Annotated in this window: 32 protein-coding genes; 19 read left to right on the top strand and 13 right to left on the bottom strand. The window is 29.8% G+C overall.

The window, feature by feature from the left end:
• Window positions 1–9: 9 nt before the first annotated feature.
• On the top strand, window positions 10–558 hold the full coding sequence (locus CLCOS_RS08545) for a LytTR family DNA-binding domain-containing protein (protein WP_063601023.1): 549 nt from the start codon (window positions 10–12) through the stop codon (window positions 556–558).
• A gap of 31 nt (window positions 559–589) precedes the next feature.
• A complete protein-coding gene (locus tag CLCOS_RS08540; RefSeq protein ID WP_063601024.1) occupies window positions 590–1,024 on the top strand; it encodes a hypothetical protein in 435 nt (144 codons plus the stop codon).
• A 75-nt stretch (window positions 1,025–1,099) separates the two neighbouring features.
• Here CLCOS_RS08540 and CLCOS_RS08535 read toward each other — a convergent pair whose 3' ends face one another.
• Genes CLCOS_RS08535 through CLCOS_RS08525 form a run of 3 tightly spaced genes read right to left on the bottom strand, consistent with a single transcriptional unit; the run spans window position 1,100 to window position 3,392 of the window.
• Window positions 1,100–1,549: a hypothetical protein gene (locus CLCOS_RS08535; protein ID WP_063601025.1), complete on the bottom strand. Its 450-nt coding sequence runs from the start codon at window positions 1,547–1,549 to the stop codon at window positions 1,100–1,102.
• A 35-nt stretch (window positions 1,550–1,584) separates the two neighbouring features.
• The gene (locus tag CLCOS_RS08530) at window positions 1,585–2,760 is read right to left on the bottom strand and encodes a 4Fe-4S binding protein (protein WP_063601026.1); all 1,176 of its coding nucleotides are present in this window, start codon (window positions 2,758–2,760) and stop codon (window positions 1,585–1,587) included.
• Window positions 2,757–3,392, bottom strand: coding sequence for a sulfite exporter TauE/SafE family protein (locus CLCOS_RS08525; RefSeq protein ID WP_013239290.1), 636 nt, complete (start codon window positions 3,390–3,392; stop codon window positions 2,757–2,759). Before CLCOS_RS08525 ends, CLCOS_RS08530 begins: the two co-directional genes overlap by 4 nt.
• Before the next feature lie 246 nt (window positions 3,393–3,638).
• Between CLCOS_RS08525 and CLCOS_RS08520 the strand changes: the two genes are divergently transcribed.
• A complete protein-coding gene (locus CLCOS_RS08520) occupies window positions 3,639–4,205 on the top strand; it encodes a hypothetical protein (RefSeq protein WP_063601027.1) in 567 nt (188 codons plus the stop codon).
• 36 nt (window positions 4,206–4,241) lie between these two features.
• Here CLCOS_RS08520 and CLCOS_RS08515 read toward each other — a convergent pair whose 3' ends face one another.
• A complete protein-coding gene (locus CLCOS_RS08515) occupies window positions 4,242–4,877 on the bottom strand; it encodes a phosphoribosyltransferase (RefSeq protein WP_063601028.1) in 636 nt (211 codons plus the stop codon).
• A gap of 133 nt (window positions 4,878–5,010) precedes the next feature.
• Here CLCOS_RS08515 and CLCOS_RS08510 point away from each other — a divergent pair, with 133 nt between their 5' ends.
• Both CLCOS_RS08510 and CLCOS_RS08505 read left to right on the top strand, forming a co-directional pair.
• Window positions 5,011–5,475, top strand: coding sequence for a GreA/GreB family elongation factor (locus CLCOS_RS08510; RefSeq protein ID WP_013239287.1), 465 nt, complete (start codon window positions 5,011–5,013; stop codon window positions 5,473–5,475).
• Between the two features lie 116 nt (window positions 5,476–5,591).
• Window positions 5,592–5,825 (top strand): acyl-CoA thioester hydrolase/BAAT C-terminal domain-containing protein, encoded by a 234-nt coding sequence (locus CLCOS_RS08505; RefSeq protein WP_275507167.1) that lies wholly within the window; start codon window positions 5,592–5,594, stop codon window positions 5,823–5,825.
• A 63-nt stretch (window positions 5,826–5,888) separates the two neighbouring features.
• On the opposite strand, the gene CLCOS_RS08500 is transcribed toward CLCOS_RS08505, so the two are convergent.
• Window positions 5,889–6,224 (bottom strand): winged helix-turn-helix transcriptional regulator, encoded by a 336-nt coding sequence (locus CLCOS_RS08500; RefSeq protein ID WP_013239284.1) that lies wholly within the window; start codon window positions 6,222–6,224, stop codon window positions 5,889–5,891.
• Between the two features lie 274 nt (window positions 6,225–6,498).
• Between CLCOS_RS08500 and CLCOS_RS08495 the strand changes: the two genes are divergently transcribed.
• Window positions 6,499–7,146: a flavodoxin family protein gene (locus CLCOS_RS08495; RefSeq protein ID WP_063601030.1), complete on the top strand. Its 648-nt coding sequence runs from the start codon at window positions 6,499–6,501 to the stop codon at window positions 7,144–7,146.
• A gap of 13 nt (window positions 7,147–7,159) precedes the next feature.
• Entirely contained in the window at window positions 7,160–7,957 is a 798-nt protein-coding gene (locus tag CLCOS_RS08490; RefSeq protein ID WP_063601031.1) for a nitroreductase family protein, read from the top strand.
• 37 nt (window positions 7,958–7,994) lie between these two features.
• On the opposite strand, the gene CLCOS_RS08485 is transcribed toward CLCOS_RS08490, so the two are convergent.
• Window positions 7,995–8,537, bottom strand: a complete 543-nt coding sequence (locus CLCOS_RS08485) for a CGNR zinc finger domain-containing protein (protein ID WP_013239282.1) — start codon at window positions 8,535–8,537, stop codon at window positions 7,995–7,997.
• Between the two features lie 129 nt (window positions 8,538–8,666).
• Here CLCOS_RS08485 and CLCOS_RS08480 point away from each other — a divergent pair, with 129 nt between their 5' ends.
• The 8 genes from CLCOS_RS08480 (at window position 8,667) to CLCOS_RS08445 (ending at window position 15,968) form a co-directional block, all read left to right on the top strand.
• Window positions 8,667–9,608 carry a 4Fe-4S double cluster binding domain-containing protein gene (locus tag CLCOS_RS08480; RefSeq protein WP_063601032.1) on the top strand — a complete coding sequence of 314 codons (942 nt, stop codon included), beginning with the start codon at window positions 8,667–8,669 and terminating at the stop codon, window positions 9,606–9,608.
• Between the two features lie 67 nt (window positions 9,609–9,675).
• Window positions 9,676–10,389, top strand: a complete 714-nt coding sequence (locus tag CLCOS_RS08475; protein WP_063601033.1) for a histidine phosphatase family protein — start codon at window positions 9,676–9,678, stop codon at window positions 10,387–10,389.
• Window positions 10,390–10,594: 205 nt separating this feature from the next.
• Window positions 10,595–11,392, top strand: a complete 798-nt coding sequence (locus CLCOS_RS08470; protein ID WP_063601034.1) for an alkaline phosphatase family protein — start codon at window positions 10,595–10,597, stop codon at window positions 11,390–11,392.
• 28 nt (window positions 11,393–11,420) lie between these two features.
• Window positions 11,421–12,527, top strand: coding sequence for an extracellular solute-binding protein (locus CLCOS_RS08465; RefSeq protein WP_063601035.1), 1,107 nt, complete (start codon window positions 11,421–11,423; stop codon window positions 12,525–12,527).
• Window positions 12,500–13,366 carry an ABC transporter permease gene (locus CLCOS_RS08460; protein WP_063601036.1) on the top strand — a complete coding sequence of 289 codons (867 nt, stop codon included), beginning with the start codon at window positions 12,500–12,502 and terminating at the stop codon, window positions 13,364–13,366. The genes CLCOS_RS08465 and CLCOS_RS08460 overlap by 28 nt, the downstream gene beginning before the upstream one ends.
• Before the next feature lie 17 nt (window positions 13,367–13,383).
• Window positions 13,384–14,181 (top strand): ABC transporter permease, encoded by a 798-nt coding sequence (locus CLCOS_RS08455; RefSeq protein WP_065080049.1) that lies wholly within the window; start codon window positions 13,384–13,386, stop codon window positions 14,179–14,181.
• Window positions 14,181–15,179 (top strand): ABC transporter ATP-binding protein, encoded by a 999-nt coding sequence (locus CLCOS_RS08450; RefSeq protein ID WP_063601038.1) that lies wholly within the window; start codon window positions 14,181–14,183, stop codon window positions 15,177–15,179. Before CLCOS_RS08455 ends, CLCOS_RS08450 begins: the two co-directional genes overlap by 1 nt.
• An 18-nt stretch (window positions 15,180–15,197) precedes the next feature.
• Window positions 15,198–15,968, top strand: a complete 771-nt coding sequence (locus CLCOS_RS08445; protein WP_063601039.1) for a DeoR/GlpR family DNA-binding transcription regulator — start codon at window positions 15,198–15,200, stop codon at window positions 15,966–15,968.
• A gap of 124 nt (window positions 15,969–16,092) precedes the next feature.
• On the opposite strand, the gene CLCOS_RS22370 is transcribed toward CLCOS_RS08445, so the two are convergent.
• The 3 genes from CLCOS_RS22370 to CLCOS_RS22360 form a co-directional block, all read right to left on the bottom strand.
• Window positions 16,093–16,239, bottom strand: coding sequence for a hypothetical protein (locus CLCOS_RS22370; protein WP_023161946.1), 147 nt, complete (start codon window positions 16,237–16,239; stop codon window positions 16,093–16,095).
• Window positions 16,240–16,254: 15 nt separating this feature from the next.
• Window positions 16,255–16,413, bottom strand: a complete 159-nt coding sequence (locus CLCOS_RS22365; RefSeq protein WP_023161945.1) for a hypothetical protein — start codon at window positions 16,411–16,413, stop codon at window positions 16,255–16,257.
• Between the two features lie 61 nt (window positions 16,414–16,474).
• On the bottom strand, window positions 16,475–16,612 hold the full coding sequence (locus CLCOS_RS22360) for a CPC_1213 family protein (RefSeq protein WP_087943159.1): 138 nt from the start codon (window positions 16,610–16,612) through the stop codon (window positions 16,475–16,477).
• 208 nt (window positions 16,613–16,820) lie between these two features.
• On the opposite strand from CLCOS_RS22360, the gene CLCOS_RS08440 reads away from it, so the two are divergent.
• Window positions 16,821–17,822, top strand: a complete 1,002-nt coding sequence (locus tag CLCOS_RS08440) for a DUF4003 domain-containing protein (RefSeq protein ID WP_063601040.1) — start codon at window positions 16,821–16,823, stop codon at window positions 17,820–17,822.
• Between the two features lie 132 nt (window positions 17,823–17,954).
• On the opposite strand, the gene CLCOS_RS08435 is transcribed toward CLCOS_RS08440, so the two are convergent.
• Both CLCOS_RS08435 and CLCOS_RS08430 read right to left on the bottom strand, forming a co-directional pair.
• A complete protein-coding gene (locus tag CLCOS_RS08435; protein WP_063601041.1) occupies window positions 17,955–19,790 on the bottom strand; it encodes an ABC transporter ATP-binding protein in 1,836 nt (611 codons plus the stop codon).
• Complete coding sequence (locus CLCOS_RS08430) at window positions 19,784–21,517, bottom strand: ABC transporter ATP-binding protein (protein ID WP_343217896.1); 1,734 nt, start codon at window positions 21,515–21,517, stop codon at window positions 19,784–19,786. The genes CLCOS_RS08435 and CLCOS_RS08430 overlap by 7 nt, the downstream gene beginning before the upstream one ends.
• A gap of 142 nt (window positions 21,518–21,659) precedes the next feature.
• On the opposite strand from CLCOS_RS08430, the gene CLCOS_RS08425 reads away from it, so the two are divergent.
• Window positions 21,660–22,508, top strand: a complete 849-nt coding sequence (locus tag CLCOS_RS08425; protein ID WP_063601043.1) for a MerR family transcriptional regulator — start codon at window positions 21,660–21,662, stop codon at window positions 22,506–22,508.
• On the opposite strand, the gene CLCOS_RS08420 is transcribed toward CLCOS_RS08425, so the two are convergent.
• Window positions 22,492–22,905: an Lrp/AsnC family transcriptional regulator gene (locus tag CLCOS_RS08420; protein WP_063601044.1), complete on the bottom strand. Its 414-nt coding sequence runs from the start codon at window positions 22,903–22,905 to the stop codon at window positions 22,492–22,494. The genes CLCOS_RS08425 and CLCOS_RS08420 overlap by 17 nt on opposite strands.
• A gap of 106 nt (window positions 22,906–23,011) precedes the next feature.
• Between CLCOS_RS08420 and CLCOS_RS08415 the strand changes: the two genes are divergently transcribed.
• Both CLCOS_RS08415 and CLCOS_RS08410 read left to right on the top strand, forming a co-directional pair.
• Entirely contained in the window at window positions 23,012–23,767 is a 756-nt protein-coding gene (locus tag CLCOS_RS08415; RefSeq protein ID WP_063601045.1) for an MBL fold metallo-hydrolase, read from the top strand.
• A gap of 101 nt (window positions 23,768–23,868) precedes the next feature.
• On the top strand, window positions 23,869–24,396 hold the full coding sequence (locus CLCOS_RS08410; RefSeq protein WP_063601046.1) for a cysteine hydrolase family protein: 528 nt from the start codon (window positions 23,869–23,871) through the stop codon (window positions 24,394–24,396).
• Window positions 24,397–24,482: 86 nt separating this feature from the next.
• Here the strand turns inward: CLCOS_RS08410 and CLCOS_RS08405 are convergent, their stop codons facing one another.
• Window positions 24,483–25,517 carry a threonine aldolase family protein gene (locus CLCOS_RS08405; RefSeq protein ID WP_063601047.1) on the bottom strand — a complete coding sequence of 345 codons (1,035 nt, stop codon included), beginning with the start codon at window positions 25,515–25,517 and terminating at the stop codon, window positions 24,483–24,485.
• Window positions 25,518–25,766: the final 249 nt, after the last annotated feature.

Below are 25,766 nucleotides of genomic sequence, written 5' to 3'. Positions count from 1 at the left end.
GGTTTTATTATGGAAATGAATTTAATTTGTTCTGAAAATATGACCAGAGTATTAGAAGAAATACTTAATACTCGGAAAATAGAAATTAGTAAGGATGCCAATGTGTGTGTAATTGAAAAAGGATTTCCTTTAAAAAAGGGAAAAATAGGCATATATTTTGATATGACGACCATAAATGTTTTAATGGATTATTTAGATGAAATTTCAACAAGTAAAGAGGAGTTTAAAAATATAATTACAGGAAGATGCGAAAAAGATGAGCTTAAGGTATTAACTTATGATGAAATTTACTATTTTGAAGCTATGGGTAATGACGTTTTCGGTAGAACAAGGGACAAAAAATATAAAGTAAAGGAAAAGCTTTATGAGTTAGAAGAAAAACTAGAAAGTAAAGGCTTCATAAGAGTGAGTAAATGTTTTGTTGTAAATATAGAAAAGGTAGATCGTATAATTTCTTGGTTTAATAGTAAGCTTATATTAAAAATTATGAATATAGATGAAGAAGTTTATGTTACACGAAAATATTTGAACGATTTTAAGAAATTCCTCGGAGTATAGAGAGGTTTATAAATTTTGAGGTGATTTGAATATGAAGGAAAGCGTAAAGGACTTTTTATTTAACTTAATAATATCTGTATTTATTGGATTATTTGTTGGTATGTGCCAGGTAACGGTTATAAATATGAATGGTGTAGTTGCATCTATATTAATTATATCTTGTATACTTGGTGGTGTTATCGGAACAATTTCTAGGCTTATGTTTATATATATATTTGGTATAAAACAAAAGGATGTAAAGGTAGCATTTATAGCGGTATTTACTATAATTGGAGCTATTTCTTGCATTCCATCCTTATATTATCATTTGGTTTATAATGAAAAAATTGTAACAATGACGTTGGTGTCAATTTTAGCATCGGCAGAACTTCTTGGAATGAGTTTTTGTTACTTCTCTTATAAAAAATATTTGAATTTTAATTTAAAACTTATAAATAAGAAGAAACAATTAAGAGGAAATCGTTAAATGTGTTAAAAAATAACTAAATAAAAAGTAAGGTTCAAACTTCTATGTGAACCTTACTTTTTATCTGATGGCTACCTACTTTTTTAAATTTACTCTGACAGCATAGCCAGTCGTTATTTTATATACTCCCTGCAGAGAAACTACATTTTTATTTAAAGATTTAAATTGAGATTTATCATTTTTAGTGTCGTATTTAATATAAAAGTCATATTTACCATCGCTGTCAAAATCTATATTTTGAGAAATTACTGTGGGTATATTTTTACCTACATAATCAACTTCAACAAAGCCCTTATGTCTATCAGAAAAAAGACCCTGAAATACAGGTTTGTGTATTTTTATGGTATAATCCTTGAAAGAAATAGCCCTATTTACTTCACCGCCGGTATATATAGGAGAAACTTTTACTGAAGTTATATTAACAAATTTTTTAGCCCAGAAGTCATTAGCTACAAAAGTGGCTAGTACTACAAATAAGGATAAAATAGCAGCAGTATACCCTAAAAAAGCTTTCAATTTGATCATTTTTAATCCGCCTTTCTCGTTATTATTAATTACTTCTAAAAAAAGCTGCCTGTAGTTATGAGTTTTAAAAGTCTATATACTCCCTTAATCATAGCTCCACCACCAATTGTAAGTGCAAAAATATATGCAGGATAGAGAAATAAATACCTGGATAAATTAGTTTTTACACCTATTTTTGTGCCTTTTATGTGATAGGATACAGCAGAAGCAGGGCATGTATCTATACATTTTCCGCATTTGGTACAGGTCATTAAAGCTTTTCCATTTGCAAGACTGTTCTCATTTATTGAGTAAGTTGGACATTCTCTTACACACTTTTTGCAATTTAAGCATTTATTTTTATCTATTCTTATTTCAAATATATTTATTTTATTAGAAAAGGACTGGAAGGCTCCGAAGGGACAAAATAGTCCGCATTGAGTTCTTTTTCCAGTAAGTATAGGCAGTATTATAACTAAAATTAAGAATAAGGAGTAAAAAACAATAGTTTTAATTAACACTATTGTGGAAGTTATTTGTTCTGCTTCCGTAACTGCTTTAAAGGGACAAAGCCAATCACAGTAAACAGGAGCAAGAGTAGCAGCAGACAATAAAACAATAGATATTAAAATAGCAAAGGATAAATAAGTCCACTTCCTATTTATTTTCAATTTTGGCTTTTTACATAATAAAGAACATCCTTCATCAAATCCTCCATAAAAACAAGCCCAACTGCAAAAGCCTCGTCCAAAGGCTATACTAGCGCCAAGCCAAATTACTATCATACTTGCAATGCTAGCAAATCCAGTTAAAAGTGAGCCGGGGAAAATTATGGTTTTGGTTAAAGCAGCAGGTATTATAATCATTGGAATTACCATATGGCAAAATGGAGTTTCTCCATTAATAAAAGTGGATTCATTATAGAAAATACTTCCTCTAACTTCTATTAAATTAGTCATAAAACTGACTGCAAAAAGTAAGGCATATATTACAAAAAATATCCTCCTATATTTATAAGTTTTCTTTGTGTACACCATAAGAAAAAATATTATATTTATAAAAACATAGCCTATGGAAAAAGAAATTCTCATTAAAGGTTCCTTTGGAAGGGAACTGCCGCCGCTTAATAAAACAATACTTAACAGTAATATTGGTATACAAGCAGCTACTGATTTTGCAAACTTTTTGCCTGTACTTGTTTCTGCTATTTTTTTAGTTTCTAAATTATTCAATTTAACATCATCTCCTTAAAAAGCATCATTATTCCTGAATACATGTAAAACACTCCAATTATTAAAGAGCACATTTGACCTATTAATTTAATTTGCTTACCTTTTAAAACACCTATAAATGGAATGGGTATAAAATAAACAGCAGTGCCTACGAAAAAGGCAGCAAAGTATAAAATACTGCTGAGGATATTAGTAAAGAAAGCAGCATCTGAAAAAGCTAAAATGAATGGAGGACATACATTTATACCTGTTAAAAAGCCTAAAAGCACTACAGTAGTAAAGCCTTTTTCTTTATTTGAGTAGTTAGAAAACTTACTAAAGTATTTAATATTGCAAAATCTATGCGACTTTGAAAATGTGTAAACTATAAGTGTAAATGATAAAAATATATAAGATAGTGCAAATATAATTCCTTTAAAGTGAGATTGTTTTATTATAAAGTTTCCTGTAATCCACGCTAAAATAGCAAATAGTATATAACCAAGAAGTCTTCCTAACATGAATTTAGATAAACAAATAAAATTCCATTTTGTCTTTTTATCTTCACTTAAAATATAGGGAACAAATACAGGAATACAAGAAGCAAGGCAGTAGCCTCCGCTTGAAAGTCCTAAGATAAATCCTTTGAACATAAATTAACCTCCTTTTCATTACAAATTTATTATATTGAGTTTTATAAATGTAAACTATAGATTTCTTTTAACATGCAATATAGAGTATATAAGATGCATTTTTAAACATTGCAACTCAAATTAAGAAAATTTTAAGTTATGTATATAGAAAAAGCATATTAGTATATTTGAGAATTAATTTCTAGAAATTTAATATACATATAACTATAAGGATAAGTTATGAATTTACGAGGTAGGGGAAATTACATGGAGAATAGGCAAATCTTAATAGGCCAGTTAGAAACAATAAGAAAAATAATAATTAGAATTAATGGGTTAGATCAAGAAAGAGTTAAATATGAGAAAAAAGGAAAGAAAACAGTTCAAATTTCAGGGAGTTTATTTGTTCTTTTCCTTTCATTTGGAATAATTTCAAAGGAATCTTATAACAGCGTAGCTTCTCTGAGTAGTTTTTTTATTGGAAAAGATGTGAATACAAATATTTTTAAGTATTATGCATCACGATTTACTGCAATTTTAGCAGGTATATTTATTTTAACAATTATATATAGGTTAGTTTCTAAACAAATAAATAGTAATATAATTGACCAAATTGTTATTGACATTCAGAAACTACGCACACGTATTGAACAAAATGGGGTTGTACATAGTGACTATTGTAATGAAAATGCGTTAAATGCATTTATAGGATATTTAAAACGTGGGCAAGCAAGAAACTTGCAGGAGTGCATAAATTGTTATACAAATAGTCAATATGTAGATAGAATTGTCAATGGATTGGAAGGTATTCGAAGTTCTATATCAAAGAAATAAAATTTAGTATTTTGTAATGTAAAAAAGCAAATTAAATTATCTCTTTTCTAATTCACGCATTATAGTAAAGACTTCCTCATCAGTAGTTTGTTCAAAGTTTTTATAATGTAAGCCTACAGCATAAAATTCATCGGGTATAAATAGGCATATAACTTCATCTACAAATTTCTTCAATAAAGAAATTGTATCTCGTGGAGCTACTGGTACAGCTAGAATGATTTTTTTTGCAGCGTGTTTTTTGATTGACTTTATAGCGGCCTGTATTGTAAAACCCGTTGCAATTCCATCATCAATAATTATTACTGTTCTATTTTTTACATCAGGAAAATTTTCATTTCCTTTATATTTATTTAATCTACTTTTAATTTCTTTTATTTGCTTAGATATTTCCTTTCCTATATAATCTTCAGATATATTTAGCACATTTATAGAACCTTCATTCAAAAGATAGGTTCCATCTGAAGATACAGCACCAATGGCAACTTCTTTATTACGAGGTGAACCTATTTTCCTTGGAATGATTAAATCCCATTCGAATCCAAATTTTTTTATAGTTTCATAAGCTGTTACTATTCCTCCTCTTGGAATAGCAAGAACAATAGGGCTTTCATCTTTAAATTTTTTAAGCTCTACAGCAAGTTTTTTCCCAGCATCTTTTCTATCTACAAACATAGTATCAACTCTTCCTTAAATTTTATATAGATTAGTTTAAGTTGAAACTATAGAATTATGCAAGAAATTTTAAATTTTTCTCTATATATTATATAATAGTAACATAATATATGGCAGGGAGGTTTGTCCTTATATGAAGAATATACTGACACAAGAAAATATTGACAAGTTAAGAGAAGAATTAGACTATAGAATGACTGTAAAAAGGGCCGAAATAGCAAAGGAAAAATTAGTAGCTGCTGCACATGGTGATAGGTCTGAAAATGCAGAGTATAAAGAAGCCTGTGCAAACTACAGAGAAAATGACAATAGAATCCAGTATCTATTAAGTATGATTTCAACTGCAACTGTAATAGATGTTAAAAGTGCAGATAAATCGGTAATAGGTGTTAATAGTAAATTTAAAATTAAATTTGTAGAGGATGAAGATGAAGAAATTGTATCATTAGTAACTACTATAGATGCTGACCCAGAAAATATGCTTATAAGCATAGAGTCGGATTTAGGAAAAGCATTAGTAGGAAAAAAAGTTGGAGATACAGTTGAAGTTGATGCTCCAAGTGAAAAATATACGGTAGAAATATTAGAAATGCTATAGAAAGTTTTATTTTAAATGATACATACAGTATTTATAAAATAGTATGCATAGGTTTAGTTTTTATCAAATCCATGCATACTATTTTTATTTAATGATATCATCCAGCAGCAGATGAAATATGGCCTTCAAAAATGCATTCAGAAACAGCTTGCAGTATATTTCAAAAATCACATTTTAAACATGAATATAAGCACATTACCTTTTCAAAGTCAGGTCATATGTTGACAGTGCCTTTTCAGTCAATATATCCATCAGAGAAATATCCATACGATGTAGAAAGTTGGGCAAAGGCAAATATGGACTCGTGGAATGAGACAATTAAATTTTTAGAGAAGTGGGCAAGTAAATAAATATTAAATATGAAATTTTATTGAATTGAAACATTCCACTTTGTTTACAGTCACTTCATTTTCTTAAATTGATGTCATTGAATTATAATATTCAATTGCCCAATTACATAAAGTTGATAAAACAGGTAAAAGGGTTTTACCCTTTTCTGTAAGAGAATATTCTACTTTAGGAGGAACTTCAGCATAGACAAATCTATTCACTAATTGATCTTCCTCCAATGCTCTAAGCTGCTGAGTAAGCATTTTTTGAGTAATATTTGGCAAGGCCCTTTTTAACTCACTGAATCTCAGAGTATTTTCACCTAAGTGCCATATAATAAGAGGTTTCCATTTGCCACCTATGATATCTAAAGTTAATTCCATGGAGCAGCTGTATTCATTGCCTTTGAATTTCAACATTTATTATATTTAGTGATGACACATATAATTTAACAGAACTTTATTATATTGTCATCGCTAATGTTCACCTCTCTTCATTTTATAATAATTAGTTATTATAAGTATACAAATGGGTACTATACTACTAAAAAGTACCTACTTCCCTAAAATGATAGTACAGTATATAATATCTCTTGTAAAGTAATTTACAACATTAATTTGAAATTACAACAGAAATATGAAATTTTATTGAATTAAAAACTATGTAAACTTATTACACAAGGAGGATTGTGATATGAGAGTAATAGCTATTAATGGAGGTCCTAGAAAAAATCATAATACAGCAACTTTATTAAATAAGGTTCTTGAAGGAGCTGCTTCTCAAGGGGCTGAAACAGAAATTATCCATCTGTATGATTTAAACTTTAAAGGTTGTGCTAGCTGTTTTGCATGTAAATTAAAAGAAGGTAAAAGTTACGGTAAATGTGCCAGGGTAGATGATCTTTCTCCTGTACTAAAAAGGCTGGATACAGCAGATGCAGTGGTTTTAGGTTCACCTATATATTTGGGTAATGTTACGGGTGAAACAAGATCATTTATAGAAAGGCTATTTTTTCCGTTGATAGAGTATACTAATCATCCTACACTTCTACCTAGAAATATTCCTGCAGCATTAATATATACAATGAACATATCTGAAGAGAAAATGAAAAATATATGTTTAGATAAATATCTTGAATCTAACGAAATGCTATTTAAAAAATTCTTTGGAAAATGTAAAACATTGTATTGTACTGATACTTACCAATTTAATGATTATTCAAAGGTGGTTTCAGATATGTTTGATTATGAAAAAAAGTTAAAAAGGCATAAAGAAGTATTTCCTGAAGATTGTACTAAAGCATTTGATATAGGAATTGAATTTGTGAAACACAAGATTTAAGAGGTGAATATTAATGGATTTAATTAAAATAGATAAATCATTATGTATAAAATGTGGGGCGTGTACAAAAGTTTGTCCTACTACAGCTTTATATATGAAAGAAGATGGGCCTGAAGCTAATAAAAATTTTTGTATTGCTTGTGGACAATGTTCTGCTGTATGTCCTTATGGTGCACTTGATAATGTTAAAACTCCACTATGTAATCAAGTAGATATAAAAGATTTTAAAGAATTGGATTCAAAAACTGCTGAATATTTTATTAGATCCCGCAGGTCAATAAGATGTTACAAAAATGTATCTGTGCCTGATGAAGAGTTGCTAAAATTAATTAATATTGCACGTTTTGCTCCTACTGCTAGTAATTCACAAGGTATATCCTATATTATCGTAAAAGATAAAAAAATATTAGAAAAATCTACTGAAATAATAGTTAAGTGGATGGAAGATAATATTGAGCTTCATTGGAGCTTTTCAAGACATATAAATAATTATAGAAAAAATGGCATAGATTCAATTTTACGTGATGCTCCTAATATTATATTAGCAACTGCTCCAAAGGATTTTAAAAATGGAAGAGAAAATAGCATTTCCGCATTATCCTATGTTGAATTATTTGCACCTACATTAGGACTAGGATCTTGCTGGGCTGGATTATTTGAATTTTGTGCATTTTCAAATTATGCTTCATTATTAGATTTATTCAATGTTCCTAAAGACAAAGTAATAACAGGTGCACTTATGGTTGGATATCCTAAATACAAGTATAAAAGGTTAGTAGATCGTGATAAATTGGATGTTGCATTTATATAAACAAAAAATGGCATGATCAAATTGAGTTTTGATCATGTCATTTTTTCTGTTTTCTATTTTCTCTAAATCTGCGAACTTTTATAAGAGTTGCGCAGGTATTGTCACACCATTTTCGTGTATGACTTTTACTTTCGTCATAAAAAACCCATCTACATTCAGGATTTTCACAAAGTTTAATTCTGTCTATATCGTATTTTGAAATCATTTGAGCAAAAGAAGAAATGATTTCAAATATGATAAAATCTGAACAGGATTTAACTGGAACAGTTTTTATGCAAAATCTATCTTCACTTTTCTCTAATATCTTATAAAATAAAGAAGCTTTAAGATAATCATTTATTTTATTTATGTCTTTTAAATCTAATGTTTTTTTTGTACATAGTTTATTTGTAACATAACTTAAAAAATCCCTAAGTTCTAATAATTTATTAATCATTGCTTTATCAGGTATATGAGTATCTGCTAAATTCCATTTTGCACAAAAATCTTTCAACCAATTTTTATCCTTTAGGGGATCCTTAAAAATTTTATGAGTTTTGTACCATTGACTATTGATAAAATCCATACATAAGAACTCCATTTTATGTAACCTCCATTAATTATATTGACCGTTACTTAGATTGATGTTATTATTCAATTATACCAATGTAACTGTATTATGTAAAATTGATAGTTACACTATACATATTAAGAAGAGGGGTGCAGGTAAATGAAAAACTATGCAAATAATTTCATAAAGAAGGTTGAAGAATATGGTTTTAAGGCACAAGTTATCTCCTTTAAACATATGGAAGAAATAAAATTAGACATAGAAAATATGAAACAAACTTATGAAGATATAAATGTTAATATTGGGAAGTATTTAAATAAGTTTGATTATAAAGTATCAGATGATTTTTTAAAACCAAAATCAATTATTATTATAGCGGTTCCACAGCCAGTAGCAAGAGTATATTTTACTTTAGGCTTAAAAAAGTATGCTGTAATTATGCCGCCAATGTATTTATTAAATTCAAGCAGTGAATTTGAGAAAAAACATAAGAAAATATCTGAGATAACTGAAATTGTTGAGAAGATACTTTCCTATGAAAATTTTAAGGCAATTAAGGTTAATATTCCATGTAAGCCTTTAGCAGTAAAAAGTGGACTAGGTGCATATGGAAAAAATAATATTTGTTATATAAATGGTGAAAGCAGCTTTTATTGGCTTGGAGTATATGTATCAGATATGCCCTGGGAAAATGACTCCTGGGGAGAGTATACCGTTATGGAAGCATGTAAAAATTGTGATCTGTGTTTAAAAAATTGTCCTACAGGGGCAATAGCAGAAGATAGATTTATAGTACATGCTAATAAATGTATTACACTTCAAAATGAAGATAGCGGAGATCTCAAAAAAAGCTTAAGACCAGAGTGGCACAATTGCTTAATAGGTTGTATGAGATGTCAAATTATCTGTCCTGCAAATAAAAAATGTATAACTAGCATAAAGGATATTACCGAATTTAATGATTGGGAGACAAGAAAAATACTTGCAAAAACTCCATTAGAGGAATTGCCAGAAACAACCTACAAAAAGCTAGAATCAATTAGTTTTATAGAAGACTATAAATTACTTCAACGCAATTTGAAAGTTTTAATAATGAAATGATTTAAAAGATAAGTTATAATAATCATAATATGGCATATATTGTGCAGATATAATTATGGAGGAGAAGATGAGCAGTAATAATAAAAGTAAAATTACTTTATATTTAATGAGACATGGACAAACCATTTTAAACAAAGCTAATAGAACTCAGGGATGGTGCGATGGAGTTCTTACCAAGGCAGGAATTGAGGTAGCTGTAAATACAGGGCTTGGACTTAGCAATGTTAAATTTAAAGCAGCCTACAGCAGTGATTTGGGTAGGGCAGTGAAAACTGCAAAAATTGTTATAAAGGAAAATAAGGCAAGTGAAAATTTACAGTTAAAAGAACTTGAAGGACTAAGAGAAATGTATTTTGGAAAATACGAAGGAGAGCTTGAGAGTATAATGTTTAACGATATACTTAGCTATCTTAATGTAAGTTCTTTTAAGGAAGCAGAAGAAAAGTATGATTTCCAAAGAGAATACTGCAATTCATGTGCAACCCTAGATGATACAAAGGAAGCGGAGTGTTATGATACAGTAATAAAAAGAGTTATGAAAACACTAACAGGAATATGCATGGAAAATTCTGATGGTGAGAGTGGAAATATACTTGTAGTAGCTCACGGTGGAATAATTAGATTGATTATTGATTATTTGGACAAGAATTTTAATGTGCGAGATATGGATAATTCAAGTATATCTAAGATTACATATGAAAATGGAAATTTTAAAGTAGAATCTGTAAATGACACTAGTTATAGTGAAAAAGGTAAAGCTATGAAATGTGTCTTGGAATAATAAAATTGAAAGTGGCATAATCAAGTAAAGTTTTATTTGATTATGTCATTTTTCATTATCTGAATAAATTTTCGCTTATAAAAATAAATTATGTTGAATTGTGCGGAATTGGATTGATTTACATGGAATTAACTTATTTGTAAAGTTGTCTTAACAAGCTAAGTGCATAATTCTAGTTGTAGACAACTTGAAAGGAGATTAGTGTATGAAAAAGTTAATATTTATACTACTAGATGGACTTACGAGAAAAGGTGCAAAAGATCATATGGGATATTTATGGCATATGGTTGAATACAAAAAAGCTAAATATGTAAATATAAGAGGTGAACTTCCCAGTCTTTCCAGGCCTTGTTATGAAACCATATTTACTGGTACACCTGTGTGTGAACATGGTATAACATCTAATAATATTACACGCAATTCAAATATGGAGAATATTTTTTCTTTAGCTAGAAAAAGTAATTTAACTACAGGAGCTGCAGCTTATAGCTGGATAAGTGAATTGTATAATATAAGTCCCTTTAATAATATGCGTCATAGGCAACTTCATGATGATGATTTGAATATTCAACATGGTATTTATTATTTTGATGACAGTTATCCTGATACTCATTTATTTCTAGACGGAGAATATTTAAGAAATACATATTGCCCAGACTTGTTGTTGATTCATCCTATGGGATTGGATTTTGTTGGACATAAGTATGGTTCTAGCTCTAGAGAATATGAATCAAAGTTGGTTGAAATGGACAGCATTCTAGCCAATTTAATACCACTGTGGTTAAAAGATGAATATTCAATAATAGTAACTTCTGATCATGGAATGAGTGAATTAGGGAATCATGGTGGCAATGTTGATTTGCTTAGAAACTTACCCTTATTCATATTTGACAACAGTGTAGATTTTGAAAAAGAAGAATACTCACAGCTTATAGTCGCACCACTAATATGTGAAATACTTAAAATAGATCCGTCACCCTATATGAAATTTAAATTTAAGTAATAATACAAAAGTTTAAAGGAGCGAAGATATGTTAAAAAATTCCAAAAGAGCCATAATATTAAGTTTAATTGTTACATCAATATTTACATCTACACTTGCAGGATGTGGAACCAAAAGAGATGCTGTAAAAACAAATAATAATGATGCACAGCTTCAAGTAAGGCCTACAAAAGAAGCTGTAAAAAAAGAAGGAAAACTTATTTCTTATGGTATGCCTGATACTTGGGCAAACTATAGCGAAATTTTTAAAAATGTTGAAAATCAATATGGAATAATTCATCAAGATACAGACATGACAAGTGTAGAAGAACTTTCAAAATTCAAAGCTGAAAAAGATAAACCAGTAGGTGACATAGGTGATGTGGGAATAACTTTTGGTGATATTGCTAAATCTCAAAATATAGTACAACCTTATAAAAACAAATACTGGAATGATGTCCCTGACTGGGCTAAAGATAAAGATGGATATTGGACAGGTGCTTATACAGGAACTATAGCCTTTTTTGTAAACAAGAAGCTTGTAAAAGACGCACCTCACAGTTTTAAAGAGCTTTTAAATCCTGAATATAAAAAATGTATATCTGTAGGAGATGTAATGAAGGCTGCAGAATCACAAAATGCTGTACTTGCGGCAGCATATGCAAATGGTGGAGATGAAAAAAATATTCAGCCGGGTATTGATTTTTTTAAGAAGTTAAATGCTATGGGCAATTTAAACAATGTTGATGAAAAAGTAAGCAATTTTCAAAAAGGAGAAATTCCAATTGGTATTGTGTGGGATTTTAATGCTTTAAATTATAAAAAGCAAATTGATCAAGCAGGTGATTATGAAGTCGTAATTCCTACTGATGCAACAGTTATGAGTGCTTATGTATCGATAATAAACAAATATGCTCCTCATCCAAATGCAGCTAAAGCTTTCCAGGATTATTTATTTAGCGATCAAGGCCAAATAAATTTAGCTAAGGGATTTGCAAGGCCTATTAGAAAAGTTAATATTCCTGAAGATGTAAAAAAACAAATGATGCCAGATAGTGATTATAAATCTGCAAAAACTATAAAGGATTATGCTGTGTGGAATAAAACATGTAAGGAGATACCGGACTTATGGAAACAAAATATATTAGCACAATAAAAAATGAAATAAGAAGGAGAAGCCTTTTATGGCTTCCTTTCATATTTTTAATAATTTTAGTTTTATCATTTGAAATAATACCTGGAATTTATGTATTAATAAATAGCTTTATTACAAATAGTGGAATAGGACTTTCTAACTATATAAAAGTGTTTACAAGTAAATTTTATTTAATGTCTTTAACGAATGGGTTAACTGTATCTATTTGTTCATCGCTAGTTGGTTTGATTATAGGTACTTGTGCTGCAATATGCTTAAAATCGTTAAAGAAGGATATTGCAGAAAGATTAGTTTCTATTGTGAACATGACTTCTAACTTTTCCGGAGTACCTCTTGCCTTTGCTTTTATTGTATTACTTGGAGCTAATGGTTTGATTACCATATTTTTTAAAAGCAAACTAGGCATTAATTTATACAGCAGTGGATTTGACTTATATTCTTGGATGGGAATAATTCTTGTGTATATATACTTTCAAATTCCTTTGGCAATAATGCTTATGTATCCTGCTGTTTATGCAATAAATGACGATATCATAGAAGCAGCTTCAACGCTTGGTGCAAGTAAATTTACTATTTGGACTAAAATAGAAATACCTACATTACTACCTTCATTAGCTGGAAGTTTGTGTATCCTTTTGGCAAATTCACTAGGTGCCTATGCAACTGCTTATGCTCTAGTTGGTTCTAATAAAAATCTAGTTGCAATAACTATTGCAAATCTTGTATCTAATGATATAGCTTCTGATCCCTCACTAGCTAGTGCATTATCTATGGTTTTAGGTGGAATTTTAATGATATTTGTTTTTGTAAAAATTAAACTTATTAAAAACATAGATTAAATTTTGGAGGAAAAGAAATGAAAAAGAGTATAGGAAAAAAGATTTTTTTAGTACTATTATTTATATATTTATTTGTACCAATGCTGGCTATAATTCTGTTTTCTGTGGCAGGCAGTTGGGATACAACTATTTTGCCTACAAGCTATACTTTTAAATACTATAGTTTGATATTAGGAAATTCTCAATTTAAATTAGCATTATTAAGAAGTACAGTTATAAGCATTTTGACTTGTTTAGTAAGTATTATCATTATGGTTCCAAGCATATACCTTGCTAGTTTACATTTTAAAAAGTTGGAAAAGATTTTTGATGTATTGTCATTACTCCCTTTTATTATGCCAGGTGTGGTACTTGTTATAGGGCTTATCCAGATCTATTCTAAAGACCCTATAAATATATCTGGAACCATGTGGATATTATTAGGAGCATATTTTATTATATGTTTACCATTTATGTATCACTCTATAAGAAATAGTTTTAGGGGAATAAATGCACCTAATCTTAAGGAAGCTGCAATGATTTTAGGCTGCACTGAATTTCAAGCATTTATTAAGGTTATAGTGCCAAATATAATGAGAGAATTGATATCTGCAGTACTTTTATGTGTAGCAATATTATTTGGTGACTTTGCCTTAGTTAACCTATTGGTTGGCAGCTCATACCAGACTGTTCAGATGTATCTTTATAATATTTTAAGCCAAAATGGACATGCAGCTAGTGCAGTTGTAACAATTTATACAATTGTTATATTTGTTATTTCATATATTACAACAGTATTAACAACGCCAGGAAAAAAATGGAGGGTTAAAGAATAATGGACTATATTTTAATAAAGGAGCTAAATAAGAATTTTAATAAAGTAAAAGCTTTATCCAATATAAATATTAGCATAAAAAAGGGTGAATTTGTATCATTACTTGGACCATCCGGCTGTGGAAAGAGTACTTTGCTTAGAATAATAGCTGGACTAGAAGATCCAAGTAGTGGAGAAATTTCTGTAAATAATAATGATTTAGTAAACATTCCAGTTAATAAAAGAAATATGGGGATGGTATTCCAAAGTTATTCTTTATTTCCCAATATGACTGCTAGAGAGAATATAGCTTTTGGACTTAAATTAAAAAAAGTACCACAAGAAGAAATAAAAATTAAAGTTGAAGAAATTATAAATTTAGTTGGTCTCAATGGACGTGAAAATCATTATCCAAGCCAACTTTCTGGAGGACAACAACAAAGAGTAGCACTTGCAAGGGCTTTAGTAGTAAGTCCTGATGTACTCTTACTTGATGAACCACTAAGTGCTTTAGATGCTCAAATACGAATTACCTTGAGAAAGTTAATAAAGGAAATTCATAATAAATTTAAAATAACAACACTTTTTGTTACACATGATCAAGAAGAGGCTTTATCTATTTCAGATAGAATATTTATTATGAATAAAGGAGAAATTGTTCAGTATGGTACCCCGGAAGAAATTTATAAAAATCCGGAGACAAAATTTGTTGCAAATTTTGTTGGAACTTATAATCTTTTAACACCTAAATTTTTAAATCAACCTGAGGATTGTAGTAATATTTTTATACGACCTGAACATATTAGCATTATTTTGGAAGATACGGTAATTGGTAAAAACACCTTCAGTGGAGTTATTAGAAATGTATATTTTTTAGGCAATATTGTTAGACTAAATGTAATTGTAAATGGTACGATGCTGCTAATTGATACGTTAAATAGAGGCGATAATGTTTATTATGAAGGTGAAAAAATAAATGTCTATGTTCCAAGTGATAAATGTTTAAAAATAAAAAGTTAGAAATCTGGAGGAAAATAAATGCTTGCTGGAGAACGACAGGAACAAATATTTAGGCTTATAAGAGAGCAAAAAAATATAAAAACATCTGAACTTATGGAAATTTTTAATGTTTCCAACGAAACTATAAGGAGAGACTTAGATTATCTTGAACAACAAGGTTGTCTAAAGAAAGTATATGGTGGTGCAATTTTAACTAAAAAATTAAGCTGGGAACCTTCATATAATGAGAGAGCATTAATAAATAAAGAAGAAAAAAAGGCAATTGGAATAGAATGTGCTAAGTTAATAAATGATAATGATATAATTTTTATGGATTTAGGTACAACTCCCCTGGAGGTTGTAAAGAATTTAAGAGACAAGCTAAATTTGACTATTTTTACTACTTCCCTTTACGTGGCAGGGTTTGTAACTGAGCAATTAGATGCAAAATGTATAATTTTAGGTGGAGAAGTTAGAAAAAAAGAAAAATGTTTAAATGGTCCTCTTACTGAACTTGTTTTAGAACATCTTCATTTTGACAAGGCAATACTTTCAGCAGGTGGAATTGATGATGAAATTGGTCTTAGTGATTATGATTTAAATGATGTAAGTGTAAAAAAGAAGGTAGTAAATTGTGTGGATGAAGCCATAGTAGTTTCTGATTCTTCTAAATTTGGTGTAAAAGCCCTTTCACAAGTAGTACCATTAAAAAATTTATCAGTTATAGTCACAGATAACAATATAGATGAAAAGTGGAAGGAAGAGATAATTAAAAGTGGTGTAAATTTGATGATTTGTAATTTAAACTAAAAACTCAGTCTCAATTTGTAAAAAGTGTTTTGTGTGATGAGAGGGGCTGCTGCAATAGCCCTGATTAAAAATTGAGACTTGACAATGTTGGCGTACTAATGACTAGCAGCAGACTCCTTAAATATTAAAAATGCTTTGTAATTTCCTGTTGTATTCTGCTTATTTCTTTAGGTCTTAATCCGGTTTCGTCTTTGATTTCTTTATCGGTTTTACCAGAAATAAGCATTTCTCTAGCTTTTTTCTTTTTTTCATCTAAGCTATTATCACTCATGCATAGAACCCCTTTCTACATTTTGCCTTCCATTTTCATTCTAGCTTTAGTTACATCATGTTCATTGAGACCTGTAACTTCTTTTATCTCTCCCATACCTGTACCTTTATGAAGTAAATCTTTAGCTTTTTCCATGGCTTTTTCATGATGACCTTTATTTTGATGTGATTTCATCGCTTAAGCCTCCTAATTTGTTTTATTAATAACTTTTATATAAAATGTTAATTTTCAAAAATTAATCTAAATGTTTTTCTGGTGGAGAACCAAACTTTATTCTTGAGCTTTCATCTTGTGGGTCATGGTTTATATTTTTCTTTTTAAATCTATTGTCTTCTTTTTTATTATTAGTAGTCTTTCGTATTTTGTTTTGCACAATTGTCTCTCCTTTCTAATACAATGTAGGTTTTCCTCAAAACTAGTTTTTATGCTTGATTTTAAATAGCATGAGTTTATTTTCTTAATATATTTAGTAAATCTTAAGATTTACTTTACTATTTTTTGAATATTTTATTTTAATATGTATATACAAAATAAATATTTTAAGTAATAATGATATTAAGTTAAATAGGGAGGAAATTATAGTGGATATAAGATTGAAAAAAAAGGTGGAACTAATGGTAGAAAACTATAGTGAACTTAAAAGTAATTTTAAATGGGATACAAGCTTGTTAAAACACTTTTGCGCAATGATGCATGCAGCAAGAGGTGAAAAGGTAAATATAGATAAAATTGAAGAAATAAAAAAGTATATAAAGCAGGAAACAAAATGGACATCTGATTATAGAGGAAATAATGAACTAATTATAGCTACTCTTTTATGTTTTGAAGAGGATTATAAGGGTTTTTTTCAAGAAATGATTGAAGTTCATGAAAAAATGAAACAGGAAGGTTTTAGAAAAAGCACATATCTGCCGCTGGCTACTTATACTTTTGCAGAAGATGTTCCTAGAGAGTATTGGAATTCTAAGATCGAGAGAATGAAAGAATTCTATAAAAATATGAAAGAAAATCATTTTTGGCTAACTTCTACTGATGATTATGTTTTTGCAGCAGTGCTTGCTGCTACAGATTTGGATGTAAGACAAACTATGGAAAAGGTAGAAGAGTGCTATAAAGAATTAAATAAGGAAGGATTTTGGAAAGGAAATGATCTTCAGACATTATCTCATATTTTGGCACTTGGAGAAGAGTCTGTTTATGAAAAATGCAAGAAGGCAAATAGACTTTATAATAAGCTTAAAAATGAAAAATGCAGTCTTAGATACAATGGCCTGGCAACACTAGGAGTGTTAACTCTTATTGCAGATGATGAAGATCAAATAGTTAGAGAAATAAAGGAAGTAAATGATTTTATTCATAAGAAGCCTGGATATGGCATATGGAGTTTAGATAAATATACTAAAACAATTCTTTCAGCTAATTTAGTTTGTGACTTCTATGTAGATGGTATGAAAAAGGGAGTAATTAAAGTAGCTTTAGCAAATAGTATTAATGCTATTATTATTGCTCAAGAACAGGCAGCAATTGCAGGATGTGCTGCAGCAGCTGCTGCTGCGTCAGCTTCTTCATCGAGTTCATCATAGATAAATTCAAACAGGGATTTTTTGTTAAGCAGGATTGTTTTGGAAATAGCAAATCCTGCTTGACTAGCTTTACCATAAGCCAATGTTATTGTTGTGAATTTTAGGTAAGTTTTTAACTTACTCTCAATAGCTTCACTTATTTTGGTGTATAAATTGGCTGTTATATATATCATTATACAAACCGCATTTAGCTAATAATTCGCTATGGTTTCCTTGTTCAACAATATTTCCTTTGTCCATGACCAGTATCTTATCTGCATTTTTTATTGTAGATAATCTGTGTGCTATTATAAAGCTTGTTCTTCTTTTCATCAGATTATCCATGGCATTTTGTATTTCTAATTCTGTACATGTATCTACACTTGAGGTTGCTTCATCAAGTATTAAAATATACGGATTTGCTAAAATAGCACGGGCAATACATAAAAGTTGCTTTTGTCCTTGTGATATTGAAGAGTTTTCATCATTTAAAACTGTATCATAGCCATGAGGAAGTGTTCTTATGAAATAATCAGCTCTGGCAAGTTCTGCGGCTTCTTTGATTTCTGAAATTGTAGCTCTTTCTCTGCTGTATGCAATATTATCTTTAACACTTCCATCAAATAGCCATGAATCCTGCAGAACCATTCCAAATAAAGATCGCAAATCACTTCTTTTAAGTTCAGTTATATCGATACCATCAATTTTAATTTTCCCATCATTTAATTCATAAAATCTCATAAGCAGGTTTATTAAAGTAGTTTTTCCTGCACCTGTTGGTCCAACTATAGCAACTTTTTGTCCTGCTTTTACCTCTAGGTTTATTCCTTTAATTATAAGCTCTTCTCCATATCCAAACTGTACATTTTCAAAGGTTACCTTGCCCTTTGGATTTAGTATTGTTTTATAGTTTATAGGGTCTGTTTCTGACTCATCCTCATCTAAAATTTCAAATACACGCTCAAGTGAGGCAATAGCTGCCTGCATTGAATTTAAAATATAAGCTGCTTCAGTTAACGGCTCTGATGCTTGATCTACATATTGAAAGAAGGCCTGTATTAGGCCTATTGAAAGCCTTCCTTGAATAACAAATACAGCACCAAGAGATGCTATTAGCACATATCCTATTTGATTCATCAGACGGATTAAAGGATCTATAGCATAGGTAATAAATTGTGCTTTTTTTTCATCAGAATACAACTTATTATTAGTTATTTCAACGCGATTAATTATTTCCTCTTCCATATTAAAGGTCTTTACAACCATCTGACCGGTAAAATATTCTTCTATTTGTCCATTAAATTTACCTAAGGATTCCTGTCTGTTTGAAAAATAATTTATACTCTTTTTCCCAATTATAGAGGTGGCGATACCTCCCATGATAATAGTGAAAATGGCGATTAAAGTTAGTATCCAATTTATTGAGAGCATGAGGGATACAGCTCCTATAATTGTGAGTACTGCCGTAATAAATTGCATCATACCTGACTGCAATGTCTCAGATACTTTTTCCAGGTCATTTGATATTTTGCTTAGAATTTCCCCTTTTTTGTGTGTATCATAATATTTTAAAGGAACTTTTGAAAGTTTTGTACTTATTTTTTTCCTTATAGATAATACCAAGGTTTGAGATACAGAAGCCATTATATTCTGCTCAATATAATTAGCAAATGAGGATAGTAAATATATAATAAGCAGTATCAATGAAAGCTTTTTTATGATATTAAAATTTATATTGAAGTAACCAGTATGTGATACATTCTTTATTCCTTCATAAATGGTATTTATAGCTTTGCTAAAAATTAATGGAGCAGTCATTGTAAAGGCTAAGCTTATAATAGTAAAAAATATAACAATAATTATTTTCCACTTTTGCTTTAGAAGTAATTTTATTAATCTTATAACAGTTTTCTTTGTGTCTTTAGCTTTCTCTACGGACATTTCAGTATCAAAAGAAATTGCATCTGTTGAATTTTCTTCATTTAGCATACCAGTTCCTCCTCACTTAATTGTGATTCAGCTATTTTTAAATATATGGGACAACTTTTAAGAAGTTCTGTGTGGGTACCTATTCCGGCTATTTTTCCTTCTTCCAGGACTACAATTTGATCTGCATCCATAATTGTGCTTATTCTTTGGGCAATGGTTATGACAATTGAATTTTTTAATCTTGGTTTTATGGCTTCTCTTAATTTTGCATCTGTTTTATAATCCAGGGCAGAAAAGCTGTCATCAAAAATGTATATATCACTGTCCTTAATTAAGGTTCTTGCTATGCATAATCTCTGCCTCTGTCCACCTGAAAAATTACTGCCACCTTGTGATACAAAGGATTCATAGCCTAGATTTAGCTCAGAAATAAATTTATCCGCCTGAGCCATTTTTGCAGCACTTTTTATCTCATTTATAGTTGCATCCTTTTTCCCGTGCCGTATATTGTCAACTATGGTTCCACTAAATAGGAATGCTTTTTGAGACGAAAAACTTATCATATCTCTTAAATTTTTTTGAGAAAAATATTTTGTATTGACACCATTAATCAAGATTTTACCATCTTGTATTTCATGTAATCCTGGTATTAATTTTCCAATAGTACTTTTCCCTGAACCAGTGGCTCCTATGATTGCAGTAGTTTTACCGCTTTCACATACAAAGCTAACATTTTTTAAAACAGGTTTTTCGGCATCTTTATAGGAAAATGTGACATTTCTAAATTCTAAGGCCTTTCTATTATTTGAAATGGCCTCAGTTACTTTTTTATCTACTATTTCAGGTTTGTATTGTAATACTTCTAATATACGCATTGAACAGGTACTAGCACGTGGTATATTAATTAATACAATAACAGCCATTACCAGGTAGACCAATATTATTATTGCATATTCAATAACGGCCATAATATCTCCTACCTGCATAGTTCCTCTACTTATTCTTATTGTTCCAAAACATAAAACAGCAACGGCACAAACATTCATTATAGCCATTATAGCTGGCATAACTACAGCAAATGTCTTATTAAGTTTTACATTAATATCTGCATAATTTGTAAATGCATTATCCATTAATTCTTTTTCATGTTTTTCTTGGTTAAAAGCACGTATAATTCTTATTCCTGAAATATATTGCATTACTCTAGAATTTATTTTATCTAACCCAACTTGGATTTTATTGGATAAATTTATTACTTTTTTACTTATAAGCATAATAAATATTATAAAAATTGTTCCTGCTATAGAGATTATAAGAGCCATATATTTATCTTTGGAAAAAGCTAAAAACATTCCTACCAGAGTTATAAATGGAACTGGAATAATCATTTCGAAAAACATGGTTAATGTATTTTCAATTTGATTTACATCACTTGTACATCTTGTAATTAAAGATGAGGTGGAAAAATGTTTAAAATCATTTATTGACAGTTCTTGTGCGTGAGAAAATATTTTGCTTCTAATATCTCTGGAAAGTGTAGATGATAAATTTGAAGAAAAATATGTAGAAATTATGGCAAGTATGCCTGTAAATACAGCAGTTACTATCATTATTCCACCAGTTCTTAATACATAATGTATGTTACCTTTTATTACACCATTATTTATTATATCTGCAGTTAATGTGGGGATATATAAGGTACCTACAGTTTTAAGCAAAATTATTACAAATAGTGAACCTAAAAGTATTTTATTAACTTTAAAGTGTTTAAATAGCTTTAGCATCATAGTATCCTTTCATATGTAATTTTTATGTATAAGCAATATTATAAACTGTACAGTAACTTGACAGTCAACACTTTTCAAGATAGAATATTTTCAAAAAGAAAGTTATTATTAAACATTATAATAATTATAAAAGGTATAGGTCATGAATGATTTTATAAGTTCAAAAAAATATTTAACTATAGGGGATTTTTCTAAGCTGTCTGGCATAAACAGAAAAAATTTAATATATTATGATAATGTAGGAATATTGAAACCGGTATTTGTAAAGAAAAATGGCTATAGGTATTATTCCTATAGCCAATTAGACGAAGTAAGCATTATCCTTGCTCTAAAAGATTTAGATATACCATTAAAGAAAATAAAGAACTATATGGAAAATGTATCTCCGCATAATCTTATTAACTTAATTACTGACCAGAAGCAAAAAATACTAGAGGAACTCAATAGGTTAAATCAAATGAATTATATTATAGAACAGCGAACTAGTAATATTCCTGTGATATCTAATATTAGTTGCGACAAGATTTTTTTGGAAAATTGTAAGCAAGAATTGTTGTTCTTAGGACCGGAGATGAAATTTGACATTGACAATTTTGAAGAGGATTTTATTAGTTTTATAGATTATTCGAAAAGTAAGAAATTAGTTTATGGTTATCCGTTAGGTGTCTATCTTGATTATGATGGGGCAATTGAGGATAGCATCAAAACTTATAGATATTTTTATAAGGTTTCTCAAAATGTAAATGTAGAAAAAATCATAAAGCCAGCAGGACTTTATGTTATAACTTATGATAATAGCTATTTAGCTGAAGACATGAAAAATTTTGATAAATTAAACGAGTTTATAGAGAATAATCATCTTAACATTTGTGGAAATGTTTACATAGAAAATATGTCAGATGAAATAATAACTAAAAACCCGAATAAATATTACTCAAAAATTTCTGTGAAGGTAAAAAAATTGGACGATAGAGTTACTTTATCCTACTAATAGATATATTTAGACGATAATTTCCAAAGTCTAAAATTTTATTTAACAAGCACATAAGATTTTCTTCATCAGTTACATTTACCTTTAATAAATAGCAGCCATCTCCGCTTATCCTGTGGCACTCAATTATGAATTTATTGTTTTTAACAAATTGTATAAAAGCAGGATGATTGGAGGTTTTCATAAAAACAGTTATATAGGCAATTAAGCTTTTATCAAGTTTTGTGTTATTTAAATTTATGGTATACTTTTCAATGATTCCTTCCTTTTCCATTTTCTTGATTCTATTTGCTACTGCTTGTCCTGTTAAATGAACTAACTCTCCAATTTCACGCCATTGAAGCCTGGAATTTTCTTTTAATAAGGTTAAAATCTTTACATCTGTTTGATCAAGCATAATTATAAATTTCCTTTCATGATGAAACTGAAAATAGGCAATTACTTTCTCCAAGTAAAAGCAGTATGATTTATAATTAATATATCATATACAAGGAGGAAAAACTATGAGAATTCAGCTTATACGCCATGCAACATTAAGGTTAATTATAAATAATAAGACAATTCTAGTTGATCCAGTGCTTAGTAAAAAAGGAACAATGCCTTATATTCCTAATGTGTCAAATAAAAATAAAAATCCATTGGTGGAATTGCCCATTGATGTTAATGATATTGTAAGAACTGATGCAGTTCTTTTAACCCATATGCATAGCGATCATTTTGATGAAACTGCAGCAAGATTATTACCTAAAAATATACCTATATTCTGTCAGAGTGAGGATGAAGTAAAAGTGAGACAAAAGGGATTTTACTCTGTTAATCCAATTGAAAAAGATTGTTGTTGGAATGATATTATTTTTAAACGTGTAGGGGGTCAACATGGTAAGGGTGAAGTTGCAAAACAAATGGGGATAGTTTCAGGATATGTTATTAAAACTAAAAATGAACCCTCATTATATATAACAGGGGATACAGTATGGTGTTTGGAAGTAGAGAAAGCATTAGAAATTTATAATCCTGAATTAGTTGTTATTTTTGCAGGTGCTGCGCAGTTGACAGAGGGAGGTATTCCTATTACCATGAATAAAGAGGATATATTTCATATTTGCAAAAAAGTGCCAAAATCCAAAGTGATTGTTGTTCACATGGAGGCTTGGAATCACTGCAGTCTTATGAGAAAGGAACTAAGAAGTTTTTTAAAGGATAATTCACTTTTAGGACAGGTTTCTATTCCAAAGGATGGAGAGTATATGGAATATTGAGTGATAAACAGAGTTCTTGGTCGCTTTCACTGTGTGCGATGGGGGTATTACGGCTGGTAGCCATTGGATAAATAATAATGTATTTGAGAGAGGATAAGTTTATGAGTAAAAAAGCAGCTTTATTAATAATAGATGTTCAAGTAGCTATGTTTGCAGGTGAAGAAGGGAATTTATACAATGCAGATAGGGTACTTAATAATATTTGTACTTTACTTAAAAGGGCCCGTTCATCAAAAATAGCAGTAATATTCATTCAGCATACTGACAAAGATGGTGAGTTTGAAAAAGGAAAGGATACCTGGCAGCTGCATCCTAGATTACATCCCCAGGAAAATGAAAAAGTTATTGAAAAAACTAGCTGGGATTCATTCTATAATACAGGGCTTGAGGAAGAATTGAAGAGGCAGGGTATTGAAAAGTTAATTATTGCAGGTATGCAAACAGAATTTTGTTTAGATACTACTTGCAGAAGAGCATTTAGTATGGGGTATGATAATATTTTAGTAAGGGATGCCCATAGTACTTTTGATGGAGAAATACTTAGTGCAGATCAAATTATTAAACATCATAATAGTGTATTAGGAGGAAGGTTTGTACAGTTAAAGCCTACAGATGAAGTTGAATTTTAGATAGGTACAGCAAAATTAACAGTAAACAATATGACAGTTTTTTATAAGTGTTGTCATATTGTTTAATTTTTTAAATACGAAAGCCTTTACTTAATTTCATTAAATTTTTTTAGATCCTCAATAAAGCCTGAAACCATAGACTCTTTTGTTGCCCAAGAAGTTACAAGGCGAATAACAGAGTTATATTCATCTGATTTTTTCCAAATTGTAAAAGAATATTTATTCCCAAGCTTTTTAATCAACTTGTTTGGTAAGATTGGGAATATCTGATTTGAAGGCGAGTGGGTCAAAAATGAATATCCAGCCTTACTGATTTCCTTCCTAAGTAAATCTGCCATGACATTTGCATGCTTTGCCAAATCAAAATATAAGTCATCTTTGAAAAGTTCTAAGAATTGTATTCCAAGAAGTCTACCTTTTGCAAGCAATGCTCCCTTTTGTTTAATATAAAATCGAAAGTCTTCTTTAAGTGAGTTGTTACATATGACCATAGCCTCACCCATTAGCGCACCATTTTTGGTCCCACCTATATAGAACGCATCTGCTAATCTAGCTAAATCAGAAAGTTCCACATCATTTTCTTCTGAACATAGGGCCGAACCTAACCTTGCGCCATCTATGTATAAAAGCAGTTTATTTTCTTTGCAAAATTTGCTTAGTTTTTCTAGTTCGCTTTTTTTATATATAGAACCAATTTCTGTAGAGTTTGAGATGTACACTAGTTTAGGCTTTACCATATGCTCATCGGTATGTTCATCTAAGGCAGGTTTGATGTCTTCGGGACTTAGTTTGCCATTGCTTACTTTTATAGAGATAATCTTATGCCCTGTAGCTTCTATAGCTCCTGTCTCGTGAACTAGTATATGTCCTGTATTAGCAGCAATAGCTGCTTCATGAGGTCTTAAAAAAGCTGAAATTGCAGTGAGATTTGCCTGTGTGCCTCCAACAAACAGGTGAATGTGAACATCGTTTTGCTTAATTCTTTGTTTCAAAAGCTCAACAGCTTTTTCTGTATATATATCTTCACCGTAACCTGAAGTTTGCTCCATATTTGATTCAACTAAAGCATTTAATATTCTTGGGTGAGCTCCTTCACTATAATCATTTTTAAAACTATACATTGTCAAAAACCCCCTCTTACATTTTAATTAAATCTATTTTCCTTATTACTAAAAATGTTATACCTTATGTTATAAAAGTCAATACTATTGGAGCTTCTTTACTAAAACCCTTATTTCGACCAAAATCGCTTGACGTTTCCAAGGTGAAGTGATAATATTATGAATATTGTATAGAAAAAATGTAATAACATTCGTATAACACAAACATATATTTAATATTTTGTTTAATATGAAGAGATTCTTAAATTC

Source organism: Clostridium coskatii, from assembly GCF_001675205.1.
In the GTDB taxonomy this organism is placed as follows: domain Bacteria; phylum Bacillota; class Clostridia; order Clostridiales; family Clostridiaceae; genus Clostridium_B; species Clostridium_B ljungdahlii.
The sequence above is the reverse complement of the archived record's forward strand: the minus strand, read 5'-3'. Positions and strand labels throughout refer to the sequence as shown.

Excerpts from the sequence above, each read along its gene's own strand:
- CLCOS_RS08545 (WP_063601023.1), top strand. The coding sequence starts at position 10 with ATGGAAATGAATTTAATTTGTTCTGAAAATATGACCAGAGTATTAGAA.
- CLCOS_RS08540 (WP_063601024.1), top strand. The coding sequence starts at position 590 with ATGAAGGAAAGCGTAAAGGACTTTTTATTTAACTTAATAATATCTGTA.
- CLCOS_RS08535 (WP_063601025.1), bottom strand. The coding sequence starts at position 1,549 with ATGATCAAATTGAAAGCTTTTTTAGGGTATACTGCTGCTATTTTATCC.
- CLCOS_RS08525 (WP_013239290.1), bottom strand. The coding sequence starts at position 3,392 with ATGTTCAAAGGATTTATCTTAGGACTTTCAAGCGGAGGCTACTGCCTT.
- CLCOS_RS08520 (WP_063601027.1), top strand. The coding sequence starts at position 3,639 with ATGGAGAATAGGCAAATCTTAATAGGCCAGTTAGAAACAATAAGAAAA.
- CLCOS_RS08515 (WP_063601028.1), bottom strand. The coding sequence starts at position 4,877 with ATGTTTGTAGATAGAAAAGATGCTGGGAAAAAACTTGCTGTAGAGCTT.
- CLCOS_RS08510 (WP_013239287.1), top strand. The coding sequence starts at position 5,011 with ATGAAGAATATACTGACACAAGAAAATATTGACAAGTTAAGAGAAGAA.
- CLCOS_RS08500 (WP_013239284.1), bottom strand. The coding sequence starts at position 6,224 with ATGTTGAAATTCAAAGGCAATGAATACAGCTGCTCCATGGAATTAACT.
- CLCOS_RS08495 (WP_063601030.1), top strand. The coding sequence starts at position 6,499 with ATGAGAGTAATAGCTATTAATGGAGGTCCTAGAAAAAATCATAATACA.
- CLCOS_RS08490 (WP_063601031.1), top strand. The coding sequence starts at position 7,160 with ATGGATTTAATTAAAATAGATAAATCATTATGTATAAAATGTGGGGCG.
- CLCOS_RS08485 (WP_013239282.1), bottom strand. The coding sequence starts at position 8,537 with ATGGAGTTCTTATGTATGGATTTTATCAATAGTCAATGGTACAAAACT.
- CLCOS_RS08480 (WP_063601032.1), top strand. The coding sequence starts at position 8,667 with ATGAAAAACTATGCAAATAATTTCATAAAGAAGGTTGAAGAATATGGT.
- CLCOS_RS08475 (WP_063601033.1), top strand. The coding sequence starts at position 9,676 with ATGAGCAGTAATAATAAAAGTAAAATTACTTTATATTTAATGAGACAT.
- CLCOS_RS08470 (WP_063601034.1), top strand. The coding sequence starts at position 10,595 with ATGAAAAAGTTAATATTTATACTACTAGATGGACTTACGAGAAAAGGT.
- CLCOS_RS08465 (WP_063601035.1), top strand. The coding sequence starts at position 11,421 with ATGTTAAAAAATTCCAAAAGAGCCATAATATTAAGTTTAATTGTTACA.
- CLCOS_RS08460 (WP_063601036.1), top strand. The coding sequence starts at position 12,500 with ATGGAAACAAAATATATTAGCACAATAAAAAATGAAATAAGAAGGAGA.
- CLCOS_RS08455 (WP_065080049.1), top strand. The coding sequence starts at position 13,384 with ATGAAAAAGAGTATAGGAAAAAAGATTTTTTTAGTACTATTATTTATA.
- CLCOS_RS08450 (WP_063601038.1), top strand. The coding sequence starts at position 14,181 with ATGGACTATATTTTAATAAAGGAGCTAAATAAGAATTTTAATAAAGTA.
- CLCOS_RS08445 (WP_063601039.1), top strand. The coding sequence starts at position 15,198 with ATGCTTGCTGGAGAACGACAGGAACAAATATTTAGGCTTATAAGAGAG.
- CLCOS_RS22370 (WP_023161946.1), bottom strand. The coding sequence starts at position 16,239 with ATGAGTGATAATAGCTTAGATGAAAAAAAGAAAAAAGCTAGAGAAATG.
- CLCOS_RS22365 (WP_023161945.1), bottom strand. The coding sequence starts at position 16,413 with ATGAAATCACATCAAAATAAAGGTCATCATGAAAAAGCCATGGAAAAA.
- CLCOS_RS08435 (WP_063601041.1), bottom strand. The coding sequence starts at position 19,790 with ATGCTAAATGAAGAAAATTCAACAGATGCAATTTCTTTTGATACTGAA.
- CLCOS_RS08430 (WP_343217896.1), bottom strand. The coding sequence starts at position 21,517 with ATGATGCTAAAGCTATTTAAACACTTTAAAGTTAATAAAATACTTTTA.
- CLCOS_RS08425 (WP_063601043.1), top strand. The coding sequence starts at position 21,660 with ATGAATGATTTTATAAGTTCAAAAAAATATTTAACTATAGGGGATTTT.
- CLCOS_RS08420 (WP_063601044.1), bottom strand. The coding sequence starts at position 22,905 with ATGCTTGATCAAACAGATGTAAAGATTTTAACCTTATTAAAAGAAAAT.
- CLCOS_RS08415 (WP_063601045.1), top strand. The coding sequence starts at position 23,012 with ATGAGAATTCAGCTTATACGCCATGCAACATTAAGGTTAATTATAAAT.
- CLCOS_RS08410 (WP_063601046.1), top strand. The coding sequence starts at position 23,869 with ATGAGTAAAAAAGCAGCTTTATTAATAATAGATGTTCAAGTAGCTATG.
- CLCOS_RS08405 (WP_063601047.1), bottom strand. The coding sequence starts at position 25,517 with ATGTATAGTTTTAAAAATGATTATAGTGAAGGAGCTCACCCAAGAATA.